Source organism: Vibrio sp. D54 (assembly GCF_021728075.1).
In the GTDB taxonomy this organism is placed as follows: Bacteria; Pseudomonadota; Gammaproteobacteria; order Enterobacterales; family Vibrionaceae; genus Vibrio; species Vibrio alginolyticus.
In genome coordinates this window covers 256,284-271,689 of the sequence record NZ_JAKKCS010000001.1, presented here as the reverse complement: position 1 = coordinate 271,689, position 15,406 = coordinate 256,284, and the positions used below count along the sequence as shown (strand labels likewise).

The following is a 15,406-nucleotide window of genomic DNA, read 5'->3' as shown; positions in this document are numbered from 1 at the left end:
TATAGTCCTGTCTAAAAGAAAGCCCCGATGGAAACATCGGGGCTTTTGTTTTCTCCGCGTCTAGAAATACTCTTTCTAATCCGCCATCGAATTCAGCTTTTCTCTCGCTTGTTCTTCATGCTCGTCGGTGATGGCATTACCGACTGAGTTCGCGGCTAAGGTAAGTGCTGCCATGTCATCGGTAAAACCGACGCCAGCGAGTACGTCTGGCACCATATCTGTTGGTAGGACAAAGTATGCCAGCGCACCACCTAAAATCGCCTTATGGCGAACAGAGGTGTTAGAATCTGTCATCGCGAGCCATGATTTAATGCCCATTACGGCAATTTCTTCACCCGCTTTCTTAACCGACCCTTTCATTTTTCGCCAGAATGTTTTCTCATCTGGCGCTTGCATCGTTTGATCTTTGGCGTCTTTCGGCGCCGATTTTACAGACATTGTTGTGGTCATCGTTGCCTCCGAAATTTATGACTATGTCCAACATATTAATTAATCGAACCTGAACGCAAGATTAATAACAAGAAATGATAGTAAAGTGAAACACAGATAGAAAAATCCCCAAACCGAAGTCCGGGGATTATTGCATTGGAAAAAAGTCTTGCAAACCAAAAGGTTGAAGCCAAAAGCTTTGGGAACCAAGCTTTAAAAGCAGAATGCCCTATTGAGCAATCTTCTCCAATACACGCATCAGCATTTTGATACGTGGTTCGATAGACTCAAGCAACAAGTACTCTTGATCGCTGTGGAAGCCCGCACCGATAGGTCCTAGACCATCCAAAGTTGGAACGCCTAGAATCGCCGTGTTGTTTGCATCAGAGCCGCCACCCACTTCTTTCCAGTTGATGTCGATAGCCAGTTCACTTGCGGCTTCTTCAACTAATGCCATCAGGCTTTCCGTTTGCGCACTTGGCACCATAGAAGGTTTGTAAGCTTCACGAACCAACTCGATACTCACACCATCAACGAATGGTGTTTCCAGCATGCCGTTTAGCTTGCTGTCGACATCATCGTATTCTTCGTTGCTCCAGAAACGCACATCCACGATCGCTTCCGCGTGCTCCGGGACGATGTTCGCACCGTTGCCGCCAGAAATAATACCGACGTTCAACGTGGTACCAGATTCAAAGTTGGTCATTGCATTGACTGCTAGAATCCAATTCGCCATCTCAGTGATTGCGCTGCGGCCATTCTCTGGCTCGTTACCTGCGTGAGCAGCAACGCCATTAAAGGTCATTTTGTAGCGAGCCATGCCTTTGCGCGCTTTCACTAAACCGCCATCTGCACGTGCTGCTTCTGCAACCAGTACATTCTTAGCGTTTTTCGCTACTGATTGAATCCAATCCACAGAGTCCAGAGAACCCGTTTCTTCATCTGGGTTCATGCAGATAGCGATAGACAGCTTATCCAACACCGCTTGGTCTAGATTGCGCATCGCGTATACGATGTTCAGCAAGCCAGATTTCATGTCCGAGACGCCCGGACCGTAGGCTTTCTCTGCATCTTGAGACATCGGACGAAGCTCAGCAGTACCCACGGGGAACACTGTATCCATATGACCAATCAGCATCACGTCGATTTGCTCAGCTTCCGGCTTATTTCGAACTTCAAGACCAACACCCGCTCTGCCACAGTCGATGCGTTTCACGCTCCAACCTGACATCGCTTGGTACTTCTCTTCAAATTGAGAAGCGATAAACTCGATACCATCAGTAGTGTAAGTACCACAATCCACATTGATTAGCGGACGTAGCTCTTCTAGATATTCATTTAGAGAGAATTGCATGACTCACTCCTAGACAAACAGATTCATCACTAGCATTGCGCCAAACGCGTTCAATACTGAGATTGCAATCATAACTGGGATGTAACGACCTTCAGTACCTATTGGGCCCATGATACGACCCATGTACTGAACTTGAGAGCCCATAAGGTAGATGGCAGGCGCTAGAATCGCAATATGCGTACCGTTCAGGATACCTTGGTCAAACAGCGTGATCACTACGCCAACCGCACCGCCCATCGACATCCAAGCACCGATCAATACCGCTGCTGCTTCACCCGGAAGACCAAACACCGCCATGATTGGAGAGAACACCGTGCCCATCAGATCCAACGCGCCAGTGATTTGCAGCGCTTTGATGATAACGAACGCCATCAATACGTTAGGAACCGTAGAGGTAGTCGCAATTACCCAACCTTTCTTAGCACCTTCGACGAAGATATCCGTCACCATTGGTTTTTTCGCTTTAACGTCACCCATTATGCCGTCTCCTCTTTTAGGTTCTCTGATTTGTTTTGGTCTTGTTTGTCTTCTTTACCTTCCGTCATGTTTAGGTAGATACGGAACAGGTTCGCGCCGATGATCTTAAATGCGAACATCACCACAACCGCTAAACCAATAGAAGACGTTACCGCTAGAGAGCCGTCAGCCATCGTCAGCGTGAACAGAACAGCACCTGATGAGAAGAAGTTCACGATGGTTGCACCTGCAGTGAACTGGAACATCGTAAATACGTCCGTTTCACGCTTAGTTAGGTGACCTTCATCTTTTAGCTGACGCGTCATTGCCGCACCTGCATCGGTACTTTGTAGAGAAGCAATCAAAGCCAGACCAGAGTTACCAGGGATACCCATTAGAGGGCGTAGAAGAGGAGTAAGAAGCTTACGGGCAGCTTCAAGTGCACCGTAGTGCTCAAGTACATTGATCATACCTAATGCGAACATAACGGTTGGAATCAAAGTAAGTGCGAAAATGAAACCGTCGCGAGCACCGCTACCGCCAGTACCGCGGAAAGAGGTAGTCGCAGCTTGTACCGCGCCATCCGCACCTTCCGTTACGCCGTAAGCCACTTTACCGAAAGAGCCATTAAGCGTTGTAAAATCGAATACACCGTACCATTCGCTAGATTGCATCAGGCCAGAAAAGAACACAACCGCAAACGCCAGAGCAACGTAGCACCCCAGTGTAACTTTACGCTCAGTTTGAACAGGAATTTTCATAACATTACCTACACATGTGGAACTTAACACATATGTTCACCTGAATAATGTGCTAGAGAGATGATCAAAATCAATCCGCCTGCCGAACATTATCGCGACTCAGTTATGAAGTTTTGTTTTATGATTCCAATCACAATTGAAAGATAATAAAAATTTGTGCTAACAATTAGGTATATTAATCTATGTCGATAGCTCACGACTTCTTCATCAACTCAACAAATGATTCTGACGAATATTGCTTTCTACAACATTCATGACGTACTTCATACTTTGGCATTGAGGCAATATCGATTAACTCGAAAGTAACATTCAGCCACGAAATTTAGGTTAGGATGGCCCGGTCATATGTAAACGGCATAAACCAGAATTAACAGGACTATACGACCCATTGTTACGCTCACAATATAAAATAGCCAAATGGACACTCGCCCTCGTGCTTTGGGTGGTGATGATATGCTTAAGCCAAAATTCTGGTTTCTCGAAAAGCTGCCCGAAGGCTCACCAAATACAGAGTCAGCAAGATGAAAGCGTGAATTTATCACCATCTTGCGACCTTTCAGAAAAGCTGGTTCAAGCTTACCAACATCAGTTTGATCATATTCTTATTCCATTTTTTCTGTTTGCTTTGATTGTGGCGCTGCCGATGACAACCACAGCAATTCGTTATCTGGAATACACAGAACCGATACCGGAAAAGTATCGGGTTCACCTAAAACTTTGCGTGTTTAGAGAATAAAGCCAGCAAGGCGAGAGACCTTTCTGCCTGACTTTTGTACATATTTTATTCACTTCACATAACAAACAACGAAATCTAAAAAGTTTTAGGAAATATTATGACATTCACTCGTACACTTTTGGCGTTAACGATGGCTATCGTACCTGCCGTATCTTTCGCATCAGAAAAGACCGCAGAAAAAAAGCTAGAGGAAGTTACTCAGATACTAAAAGATAACCCTCAAATTCTTGATTCATTGCACCAAAACCTTCAAGAGTACATTGCGTATCAACAGTCATTTGGCGACACCTTGAAGGAGGTTCGTCAATATCTAAGTGATGGCAAACATTCCTCTTTTGGTGCTGAAAACCCTGAGTTAACCATTATTAACGTAACAGACTACAGCTGCCCTTTTTGTAAACGTTTAGAAGGAGAGCTGGTCAAAGTTGGTAAGGAATATCCGCAGGTAAAAGTGCTTAACCTCAATGTCTCTTTTAAAGAACAATACGAGAAAAACGGCTACAACTCGGCAAGTTACGCATTAAATGTTTGGCAAAACCAGCGAGATAAGTACGAACAAGTGCATGAGTTATTGGTGAAAAAACCGGGCGCACATGACGCACGTTCCTTAAATCAAATCGCGAAAAAAACGGGGACAGAAGCGCAGCTTGTCGACGACAAAGAGACCAAGGCGTTGCTTGATAAAAACTATCAGTATTTCACGCAACTTGGTTTACGTGGCACGCCGGCGTTGATCATTAATGATCAAGTCATTCCTGGCTATGTGCCGTTTGACGAGCTAGAAAAAGTCATCGACCAAGAACTGGCGAACTAAAACAACAAAGCCCTTCCCTGATAACTCAAGGAAGGGCTCTTTCTATCTAGGCTTAAAACGAAGTTCTAACTACTTTTCTCGACCCACAAACGCCACAACGACTTTGTCATTGCCAAGCGAGCGAGAGAACACATACGCACCTTCTTGTTCAATCACTTGATGTTGACCTGCACCAATCGCTGGGTGCGCTTTACGGAACTGACCAAGAGTTTGCCAGTGTTTGAGCAGCGCTTGCTTCTCATCAGATAGCTTCCATACCATGTCAGAACGAGTGCCTTGGTGGAAATCGTCCGCGTAAGGACCAATGTTACGACCAACTTCATCACCATAGTAAACCTGAACAGCGCCAGGGCTCAGAAGCAGTGCATTCGCGACGTTACGCTGCATACCGTAATCTTTGAAGCGAGAGAAGAACAGCTCGGTATCGTGAGAAGACATGTAGCTCACAGGGTTAAAGTCTTTCTCATTGGCGATAGTGTCCGCATAGCTTTGGTAAGTGTCTGCCATTTGGCTGAAACACGCCGCGCCTTTATCTAATTTCTTCTGCATGTCGAAGTTAATCAACGCATCAAAGCCATCGTCAAAGTAAGGGCTGCGATAAGCGGTATGTCCCCATACTTCACCCATCATCCAGAATGGCTGACCTGACTTACCGTTCTCTTTACGCCACTGCTCAAGGCTGCTTGATGCCTCTTCTTTCAAGCGTTTCCACACATCGCCTTCAACGTGCTTCACCGTGTCGACACGGTAACCATCAATACCAAAGCGTTTCACCCAATCAGTTTGCCACTCAATTAGGTAGTCCGAGACGGTGTAATTATCACGCGCCTCAACGCGAGTGCCAGGGTTATCCAATAGCCATTGAGCTGGCTTCACGGCTTTGTCTGATTCAGTGATAAAGTCAGGCAAACCCGCCAATGACATGGTGATATCACTGCTGCCCGGAGCTGGGTATCCCGGTAGACCTGTTCTTACCCAGTCACCGCCCCACCATTTCGCCCAGTTTGGACTCTGGTAATCAATATTCTGGTGGTAGCTATGCCAGTTTTCACCCGCTTTTGGTTGCCAATCCCCCCACTTCTTAGGTAGTTCAGCGTTTGGTTTTAACACCTCAATACCATCAAATTGCAAATCGGCTAACGTTGAGTAACCGGTGTGGTTGATTACTGCGTCCATCAATACTTTAAGGCCACGTTTGTGTGCCTCTTCCACCAGCTTTTTCAGATCATCTTCGTTACCGAAGTTCTCATCAATCTTGGTGAAATCACGCGTCCAGTAACCGTGGTAAGCGTAAAATGGGAATGAGCCGCTATCGCCGCCACCCACAAAACCGTGTACTTGCTCAACGATTGGCGATAACCAAATCGCATCGGTACCTAGGCTCTTGATGTAATCTAGCTTTTCGATCACGCCTTTTAGGTCACCACCGTGGAAGGTACCAATCTCTTCTTTACCGTCTTTCTTGCGCCCATAGCTGTTGTCATTGCTGGTATCGGCGTTGTTGAAACGGTCAACCATCACGAAGTAAATGTTGGCATTGCGGTAATCAAACGGCACTGCTTCTTTGGTTTTCTTCACTGGCTCTAGTAGCACCAAACCGCCGGAATCTTTGCTCGGCGTCAGCGATACTTGCTGATCTTTTACTTCGACCATCTGCCCAGAGTAAGCATCACGCAACTTGGTGCCATCGGGGAAACTGTCACCCAGCGCAATGGTGACTTCGCCGCCTTGATAAACCTCACATTGCACTTGTGGGATTGGGCGTTTGAATTCTGTCTTCGCGGCTTTCTTAGGTTCACGCTTGAAGCGCAATGTTTTCGCTTCCGCATCAAAAGCAAAAGAGTAATCGCCAGTAAAGCGGATTTTTAATGGCAGTTCTGTTGGCTTTCCACAGTTCAGCGCGATAGGTTTGTTGAATTTGACCTTTTGACCGTCAGGCGCGACACAGTCGCCTTCAACACCCGTGATTTTGAGCGTATAGCCATCTTTGGTTAATGGCACAACCAAAGGCTGCTCTGCACTTAACGGAAAGTCACGGCTGTTGGTCGTGGTAGAAATGGTGATGTTTGGCTCGGCGATGGCACTTGCCGATGCAAGCAATAAGGTAGTCGTAATCAGATTCAGTTTCATCGTTCAGTCCATTGGTTTCGCATAGGCGCAGTATTCGTGTTGTATTTTTATTCACACTAATAGTAAATGGATGAAAAACTGAGCACATCATTCTGAAAGGCTACGCCCTAAAGCTTGTGACGCTTCACATTTTATTGATATAGGGGCGTAGTTCTATTTAAGTGCAATAGATTGAGGGAGTTAAAGTTGCACGCTGCCAAGATTGCTCATTTGATTCATCGCCCATCTTGTGCGGCGAGCAGTGTACTCACTTTGTGGGTAGACTTTGATTCGATATGGGTTTGGCAACACCACGGCTAAACGCGCTGCTTGCCACTTCGAGAGTTGCTTTGCACTGACGCCAAAATAATTCTGCGCTGCCGCTTCAGCGCCGTAAATACCGGGACCAAATTCAACCACATTTAGATACACTTCTAGAATACGCTCTTTACTCCACATCAGCTCCATCAGTAAGGCAAAGTAAAGCTCGTAAGCCTTGCGAACGTAGGAGTGAGAAGGAAACAAAAACACATTTTTCGCAGCCTGTTGGGTAATAGTGCTCGCGCCTCTCGACGGACCATTATCACCAGCCTCGGAAATCACGTCGAATAGCGATTCGAAATCGACACCATAATGATGAGGGAATTTTTGATCTTCGGTCGCAATCACCGCTAACTGCATATTTTTTGAAATGCGCGACAAGGATACCCATTCGTGTTGACTATTGTCTGGATAGTTCTTTGGTGGCGCAACAATGCGGCTTAACTTCCATCCCCATATTGGTGGATCGACATATTTCACCAAACCAACCAAAACGACTGGGGCGATCAGCAATATCAACACCATTTTAAATAGAAATGACTTAAGCCTTTTCAACATGTGTAGTTCCCCAATGCATTAGCGATTGATGATAAACAAACCCGTGAGCTTGCCTGATTCAATCAAGAACAACAAGTTTTAGAGGTAAAAAATAGGTCAAAAAAAGCCCGATTTACAATGTAAAACGGGCTTAGAATTTGATTAGACTAAATTATTTGTGCAGCTTGTAGAACACGGTTGAAAGTGGTGGTAAACGAAGCTCAAGTGATTGAGGCAGTGATTCACTTTCGACTTTTTCCGTTTTCACACTGGTTAGCACTTTAAAATCGCTGCCGCCGTATTTGCTGTCGTCCGTGTTCAGCAGCAGTTCGTATTGACCTGCATTTGGAACGCCTAAACGGAAACGCTCGTGTGGTACGGGCGTAAAGTTAGTGATGATGAGAATACGCTCACCTTCTTTACTGATACGCTCGTGCGCTAGGATACTCGCATCCGCTTCGTCTTGTAGACGCCACTCAAAACCAGCAGGAACACAATCTTGATCGTGCATCGCCGCTTCATTTCGGTACAAGTGGTTCAAATCGCGCATCAGCTTTTGAACGCCTTGATGACGCTCATATTCCAGCAAGAACCATTGCAACTGATCATCGTGGTTCCACTCCGCCGTTTGGCCGATTTCCGCGCCCATGAAGTTCAGCTTTTTGCCCGGTTGACCATACATGTACCCGTAGTATGCACGTAGGTTTGCAGTTTGCTGCCATTCATCACCCGGCATCTTGTTATGGATAGAGCCTTTGCCGTACACCACCTCATCGTGAGAGAGAGACAAGACGTAGTTCTCGCTGTGCGCATAAACCAGCGGGAATGTGATGGTATTGTGGTGGTATTTGCGGTGAACAGGATCTTCTTTGATGTATGAAAGACTGTCGTGCATCCACCCCATATTCCACTTGAAGCCAAAACCTAAACCACCCATAAAGGTTGGCGCAGACACCCCCGGAAACGCCGTTGACTCTTCCGCAATCGTCATCGCATTCGGGAAGTGCTTGTACACTTCTTCGTTCATCCATTTTAAGGTTGCGATTGCGTCGTAGTTTTCGTTGCCACCATCAACGTTCGGGACCCACTGATCGTGGCTACGTGAATAATCGAGATAGAGCATCGACGCGACTGCGTCCACGCGAATACCATCAATATGGAATTGTTCAAACCAGTACAGCGCATTCGAGACAAGGAAGCGACGCACATGTTCACGGCCTAAATCGTAAATGTAGGAGTTCCAGTCTTGGTGCCAACCGCGACGCGGATCTGGATCATGGAACAGAGGCGTACCATCAAAGTTCGCTAAACCATGATCATCCGATGGGAAGTGCGCCGGTACCCAATCCAGCACAACACCGATACCTGCTTGGTGACACGCATCCACGAAGAATTTGAAATCATCAGGGGAGCCAAAGCGGCTAGTTGGTGCAAACAAGCCAACAGGTTGATAGCCCCATGAACCATAGAATGGATGCTCAGACACAGGCATCAGCTCAACGTGGGTGTAGCCCATATCCATAAGGTATGGCACCAACTGCTCCGCGAGTTCGCGGTAGTTCAGGAAATCACCTTTCTCGTCGCGCTTCCATGAACCTGCATGCAGCTCGTAAAACGATAACGCTTCATCACGCTTTTGTGTCACTGCGCGATTTTGCCATTTCGCATCTTGCCATTGGTAACGCTTGTGATCGTAAGTAATGGATGCGAACGATGGGTATTGCTCAGAGTAGAAACCCCAAGGGTCTTGTTTGTGTGGCAACCCTTCCCCATTTGGCCCTTTGAGCTCAAATTTGTATTGTACCCCCTCTTCCAAACCAGGAATGAATAGGCCCCAGATACCGTAGTCTAAGCGTTGCATTGGATGACGACGGCCATCCCATTGGTTGAAGCAACCCACAAGGCTAACAGCAGATGCATGTGGTGCATAAACAAGGAAACGCACACCAGAGATGTTTTCACCGCCACGTTCTAGCGTGACAAAGTGTGCGCCCATGTAGTGATACATGTCTTTTGGCGTATGCAGATGCTCGTACTCTTGGTAGATATTGTGGTACTGGTACGGGTCATCAATAATTTGTTCAACACCATTCCAATCGACCGCTAAACGGTAGTGGGTCAGGTGTAAATCGCGTTGCTCTTTTAAGATGAAACCGCTGTCGCCATCACGCTCAAGCGCCACGCGAGGTTCACCATTAACAAGCAGTTCAACCTTGTTTGCGCCCGGCATCCAAACTCTCAGCGAAGCTTCGTCGTCAATGAATGGACCCAGCGCCGCAAATGGATCTGAGTAAGCCGCCTCAGCAAGCAGTTCGTATGCGCGTTCGTGTTGTTTCTTTATTTTCTTGGTTTTGGTGGTTTTCAAATCTTTCTCCCTAGAGCCAACATCCTTTTCAAGACCAGAGATCTGAATCAAACATCGGTTTCTCCACAGCCAACGTTGTGAACTCACAAAAAGACTCCGCTTCTCACGTTCGTTGCGTAAACGGCGTCAAAATACAAAAATGCCCGCTATTGTCGCGGGCATAATAACGGTACTTCATCCTAACGGATTGTGTTTTAGGAATGAGTGACCTAGACGGAACTTTCGTACCTCTGAGCTAACAAAATTGGTAATCAGCTCGTCCATCTACGCCACTCTAGGCATCTTACTTACTCGCCTGTGCACGAACTTCAGTAAGGCGTTTAGAAATACGATTCACATCTTCACGGCTGAAGATTTCATCTAGGTTCATCGACAATTTACGACGCCAGTTTGGATACTCATCCACCGTGCCAGGAATGTTGACCGGTTGATCCATTTCTAGCCAGTCTTCAAGCTGAACGCTAAGCAGTGCAGAATCACCCGCGGCTACGTGCAGTTGCAGCGCTTCGCTTAGGTATGAATCCATTGGCACGTACTGAGCATCATGACCAATGCCTTCTGGCAGATAGCCATGCCAGCGAACGCTGTCTAGAATGCCTTGTTTGCACTTCAAGCGATCAGCGAATAGGCCTTCCAATTGCTGTTCATCAGGGTACAGGCCAATCTCACGCCCCATCTTCAAGTCATCACAGTGCCAGAAACCGCGTAGTGTTGGCATATCGTGCGTACACAGTGCAGCCATAGACTGCTCAGCGTAGTGCTTCGGAGAAATAAAGCCACCGTCGTCTTTTGATGTTTCGAAGAAGAAGACTTTGTACGAATGCACACCCGCATCACGAAGGATATCAACGATTTCATCAGGTACAGTACCCAAGTCTTCACCGATTACAGAACACTGATGACGGTGAGATTCCAACGCTAGGATTGCTAGCATGTCTTCAACTGGGTAGTACAGGTATGCGCCTTCTGTCGCTTTCTCGCCTTTTGGAATCCACCAAAGGCGAAGCAGGCCAAGTACGTGGTCGATACGCAATGCACCACAATGCTTCATGTTAGCACGTAGCAATTTGATGTAAGCGTCGTAGCCAGTCGCTTCTAAAACCTGAGGGTTAAGCGGAGGCAGACCCCAGTTTTGGCCTAGTGGACCAAGTACATCTGGTGGTGCACCGATGCTTGCATCCAATACTAGCGCGCCTTCATCAGCCCATGTTTCACTACCAGAATCAGCAACACCAACCGCAAGGTCACGGTACAAACCCACAGCCATGCCTTTTTCTTCGGCTAGCGCTTGCGCTTCTTTGATTTGATCGTCTGCAATCCATTGCAGGTACATGTACAAGTGAACACGATCTTGGTTATCCTTGATGTACTTCTGAGTACCAGCTGCGTCGAATGTGCGGTATTTCTCAGGGAATACTGGCCAGCCCCACATGTTTGCATCTTCTGCATGTAAATCAGCATGAAGTGCATCGAATGCAGCTTGGTGTAGCAAGCTGTCGCCGCCTTTTTCAACAAAGTCCAAGAAGGTACGAGCGCGATCGGTGTTCTTGTCTAAATGGCGAGCTTTAAACTCACTGAATAGCAGCGGAAGAACGCTCATTTTTAGTTGCGAAACTTCGGTGTAATTCACCCAATGAGAGTCTCGCGCTTTTTGTAGACGTTGTTGGAACTCTGCGCTACCCACTCGCTGTTGTGCTTCTGCACTTAGCGCGAACTCAGGTACAGAGCTTACGTCGATGTACATGATGTTCAACCAACGACGAGAAGACGGGCTGTATGGGCTTGCCCCTTCTGGATTCGCAGGGAACAGCGAGTGAATAGGGTTCAAGCCAATGAAGTCACCGCCACGAGAGGCAATATCACTCACCAGTTGTTTTAGGTCGCCAAAATCACCGATGCCCCAGTTATGCTGAGTACGCAGTGTGTAAAGCTGGATACTAGGACCCCATAGCTTTTTGTGTTGGTTTAGATCGTCTTGTTTGAAACACGCTTTCGGCGTAATGATCAATGACATCTCGTAAGGTGTTTTACGACGCTTACGACTGATGATCAGTTTGTGATAACCCCAAGCCAAGTTCTTTGGCAATGCAAACACTAGAGGGCCACCCTCAGCACGCTCATCACGAACAATTTGGGACTGAAGATAGCCTTCAAGTACCTCTCCTTGTTCTGTTTCTAAACGCCAGCTGAATTCACTCTCACGAGCACTCGTACCTAGGTTTAGTTCCACTTCGACTGGTTCGCCGTCGCGTAAAACAAGAACAGGGGCTAGTACGTCTTTTTTATGTTTCTTTTCAGCAGAAGCCAGTAGTTTTTCATCACTGCTAGTATCGTAGCCAAGCGAAGCGAGCAAGCGGCGTAGCGTCTCCTCAGACACTTTAGCCTCATCTCCCCAAGCACTGACATAGCTATCAGCCAATCTCGCCATTTCCGCGACTTTCTTTAATGCTGTTTGTTCTTTCATCGCTTTCTCCGAAGGTAATACCAACACCTTCCATGTAGGGTTTTATTGTTATCAATAACTTCTTTTGGAAAATGACCAAAGGTAGCGCTTGGCTACCTTGGTCTTAACTAGGTTCTATTAGCGTTTCACCGCTTCAAGTTTCCAGATATTGTTCACGTAGTCGCGGATTGAGCGGTCTGACGTGAACTTGCCAACAAGGGCGGTATTAAGAATGGCCTTCTTCGCCCAGCCAGCTTGATCTTTATATTGTTCGCTCATGTCTTCGTGCGCTTTCACGTAAGATGCAAAGTCCGCAAGACATAAGTACGGGTCACCGCCGTCTAGTAGGCTGTCGTATGTGGCACGCAGTAAGCCTGGTTGGCCTGGTGTGAACTCTTCACCCAATAGCAAGTCCATTGACGCTTTGAGTAAGTGATCCGCATTGTAGTAATCAAATGGGTTATAACCTTGAGCTTTCAGCGCTTTCACACCTTCAACATCTAGACCGAAGATATAGATGTTCTCATCGCCTACTTCCTCACGAATCTCAACGTTTGCACCATCCATTGTACCGATAGTTAGCGCACCGTTTAGCGCCATCTTCATGTTACCTGTACCTGATGCTTCTTTACCCGCTAGCGAGATTTGTTGAGAAACGTCAGCCGCAGGGATAATGATTTCAGCCATGCTCACGCGGTAGTCAGGGATGAATACCACTTTCAGCTTGTTACCGATGCGAGGATCGTTGTTCACCTTGTCTGCAATCTTATTGATTGCGAAGATGATTTCTTTCGCTAGGTGGTAACCCGGTGCTGCTTTTGCTGCGAAGAACACAACGCGTGGCGTACACTCAAAACCTGGTTCATTAAGAATACGGTGGTACAGAGACAGTACGTGTAGCAAGTCTAGATGCTGACGTTTGTACTCGTGCAGACGCTTGATTTGAACATCGAAGATTGCATTAGTATCGAGCTCGATACCCATGTTCTCTTTCACCCAAGTTGCTAGGCGTTCTTTGTTCTCTTTCTTCACTGCCATGAATTCTTTTTGGAATGTCGCGTCAGTAGCGTACTTCGCAATACCTTCAAGTTGCTCTAGTTTCGCTGGCCATTCTGGGCCGACTTTCTCAGTGATAAGCTGAGACAGACCTGGGTTACAGAACTTCAACCAGCGACGTGGCGTAATACCGTTCGTTACGTTGTGTAGACGTGTCGGGTACATTTCGTGGAACTCTGGGAATAGGTCTTTCTTAACCAATTCAGAGTGAAGTGCTGCTACACCGTTTACTGCGTAAGAGCCGATTACACATAGGTTTGCCATACGAACCATGCGGTGGAAACCTTCTTCGATGATAGAAAGCTTCTGTTGCTTCGCGACATCACCCGGCCACATTGCACGTACGTCTTGTAGGAAGCGGTGGTTAATCTCGTAAATGATCTCCATGTGACGTGGTAGCAGGTGCTGGATTAGCGACTCTGGCCATGTCTCTAGTGCTTCTGGAAGTAGCGTGTGGTTGGTGTACGCAAATGTCTTAGAGCTGATTTCCCAAGCCGCTTCCCAAGCTAAACCTTTTTCATCCATCAGGATGCGCATTAGTTCAGGAATCGCAATCGTTGGGTGTGTATCGTTAAGCTGGATAGTCTCTTGCTTAGGTAGATCCGCTAGCGAGTAGCCCGCAGCTTCGTGGCGACGTAGGATGTCACGTACAGACGCTGCTGAGTGGAAGTACTGCTGCATTAGACGCAGTGTTTTACCTTTCTCGTGGTTGTCATTCGGGTAAAGCACTTTAGTGATGTTACCTGCGTCGATCAGTGCGTGCTGAGCTTCGAAGTAATCACCATTGTTAAAGCTTGCTAGTGAGAATGGTGCAATCGCCTGACATTCCCAAAGACGTAGCGGGTAAACCGTGTCTGATTCGTAACCCACAATTGGAAGATCCCAAGGCATTGCTCTTACTGTCATGCCTGGTACCCATTTGCGAACTTCTTTACCGTTCTCGTTAATCACTTCAACGTGACCGTAGAAACCGATCTCTTGCGCAAGTTCTGGACGCGCAATTTCCCAAGGGTAACCTTCTACACCGCGCCATGCGTCAGGTGCTTCTTGCTGGCGACCATCTTTGAATGACTGTTTAAATAGACCGTATTCGTAATGTAAACCATAGCCGACAGTTGGGAATTCTTGTGCCGCACATGAATCCATGAAACACGCAGCCAGACGACCAAGGCCACCGTTACCCAATGATGGGTCGCGCTCTTCTTCTAGCAGATCAGTTAGGTTGTAACCTAGTTCAGCCATTGCTTCTGTTACTTGCTCGTACAGACCCATGCTGATTAGGTTGTTACCAGTCAAACGACCGATAAGGAATTCTAGCGAAAGGTAGTTAACGCTCTTCGCACTTTTAATGCGTGGATCTTCTTCTGTCGCAAGCAAATCTAGAGTAGTAAATTCAGCCAGAGCATGCCCCATTGCTAGGTACCATGCGCGGCTGTCTGCGTTTTCAATCGTATGAGCGTAAGTTACAGATAGGTGTTTCTTTACGCTTTCTTGGAACGACTTCTTGTCAAATTGTTTTTGTTGAGTAGGTTTCATTACGAAATTCTCACGTCTTTTGGTAATTCATCTGCCATACATCGTGCATTTACCTCTGTGAATAAACATCCTCCTAATTCTCATCCTTTGAAGGAGGAGGGCTGAGGGCGTAGAGGGGGTACCATTGCTAGGTTAGTGATCCAAATCTCAACAAAGTGAACTTTGCACCAGTTCTTAGTGATTTTGATCACAATGGAATGTGAGAAAGGTTAAAACCCGTTCATGACGCTTTTTATAGTCCACTCATCTGATGATGTGAAAATTGTAATATCGGTCACATTAACTCGGTCAGCGTAGAAGAACTTTTCGTAATCTATGTGCAACGCGATCTTAACGCTAACGAAACAAACGATATTTAAGTGACGACAATCACAAATAAAGGGCGTAGTTGATGGTAAATCCATCAACCCTTGAGAATTAGGAAGTGGATCAAAGTAACGAACATTTCTGATGTCGTAACATCCCTCTCAGCTCACAGGATTGTACGCT

Annotated in this window: 11 protein-coding genes; 2 read left to right on the top strand and 9 right to left on the bottom strand. The window is 46.7% G+C overall.

Features of this window, described 5'->3' with window-relative positions; genetic code table 11:
• Window positions 1-75: 75 nt before the first annotated feature.
• The 4 genes from L3V37_RS01190 to L3V37_RS01175 all read right to left on the bottom strand — a co-directional run bounded on the left by L3V37_RS01190 (window position 76) and on the right by L3V37_RS01175 (window position 3,000).
• A complete protein-coding gene (locus tag L3V37_RS01190) occupies window positions 76-450 on the bottom strand; it encodes a YkvA family protein (RefSeq protein WP_053303903.1) in 375 nt (124 codons plus the stop codon).
• Window positions 451-658: 208 nt separating this feature from the next.
• Entirely contained in the window at window positions 659-1,783 is a 1,125-nt protein-coding gene (locus tag L3V37_RS01185) for a M20 family metallopeptidase (protein ID WP_130545723.1), read from the bottom strand.
• A gap of 9 nt (window positions 1,784-1,792) precedes the next feature.
• On the bottom strand, window positions 1,793-2,260 hold the full coding sequence (locus tag L3V37_RS01180) for a YjiG family protein (protein WP_005374849.1): 468 nt from the start codon (window positions 2,258-2,260) through the stop codon (window positions 1,793-1,795).
• Window positions 2,260-3,000 carry a nucleoside recognition domain-containing protein gene (locus tag L3V37_RS01175; RefSeq protein WP_237305678.1) on the bottom strand — a complete coding sequence of 247 codons (741 nt, stop codon included), beginning with the start codon at window positions 2,998-3,000 and terminating at the stop codon, window positions 2,260-2,262. Before L3V37_RS01175 ends, L3V37_RS01180 begins: the two co-directional genes overlap by 1 nt.
• Window positions 3,001-3,448: 448 nt before the next feature.
• Between L3V37_RS01175 and L3V37_RS24225 the strand changes: the two genes are divergently transcribed.
• On the top strand, window positions 3,449-3,736 hold the full coding sequence (locus tag L3V37_RS24225; protein WP_049872671.1) for a hypothetical protein: 288 nt from the start codon (window positions 3,449-3,451) through the stop codon (window positions 3,734-3,736).
• A 97-nt stretch (window positions 3,737-3,833) separates the two neighbouring features.
• Window positions 3,834-4,550 (top strand): DsbA family protein, encoded by a 717-nt coding sequence (locus L3V37_RS01165; protein ID WP_237305677.1) that lies wholly within the window; start codon window positions 3,834-3,836, stop codon window positions 4,548-4,550.
• Window positions 4,551-4,619: 69 nt separating this feature from the next.
• Here the strand turns inward: L3V37_RS01165 and L3V37_RS01160 are convergent, their stop codons facing one another.
• The 5 genes from L3V37_RS01160 to L3V37_RS01140 all read right to left on the bottom strand — a co-directional run bounded on the left by L3V37_RS01160 (window position 4,620) and on the right by L3V37_RS01140 (window position 14,917).
• Complete coding sequence (locus L3V37_RS01160) at window positions 4,620-6,680, bottom strand: alpha-amylase (protein WP_237305676.1); 2,061 nt, start codon at window positions 6,678-6,680, stop codon at window positions 4,620-4,622.
• Between the two features lie 180 nt (window positions 6,681-6,860).
• Entirely contained in the window at window positions 6,861-7,538 is a 678-nt protein-coding gene (gene mtgA / locus L3V37_RS01155) for a monofunctional biosynthetic peptidoglycan transglycosylase (RefSeq protein ID WP_151515271.1), read from the bottom strand.
• A gap of 151 nt (window positions 7,539-7,689) precedes the next feature.
• On the bottom strand, window positions 7,690-9,882 hold the full coding sequence (glgB, locus tag L3V37_RS01150) for a 1,4-alpha-glucan branching protein GlgB (RefSeq protein WP_237305675.1): 2,193 nt from the start codon (window positions 9,880-9,882) through the stop codon (window positions 7,690-7,692).
• 283 nt (window positions 9,883-10,165) lie between these two features.
• Window positions 10,166-12,346 carry a 4-alpha-glucanotransferase gene (gene malQ / locus L3V37_RS01145; RefSeq protein ID WP_237305674.1) on the bottom strand — a complete coding sequence of 727 codons (2,181 nt, stop codon included), beginning with the start codon at window positions 12,344-12,346 and terminating at the stop codon, window positions 10,166-10,168.
• A 117-nt stretch (window positions 12,347-12,463) separates the two neighbouring features.
• On the bottom strand, window positions 12,464-14,917 hold the full coding sequence (locus L3V37_RS01140) for a glycogen/starch/alpha-glucan phosphorylase (protein WP_005374836.1): 2,454 nt from the start codon (window positions 14,915-14,917) through the stop codon (window positions 12,464-12,466).
• Window positions 14,918-15,406: the final 489 nt, after the last annotated feature.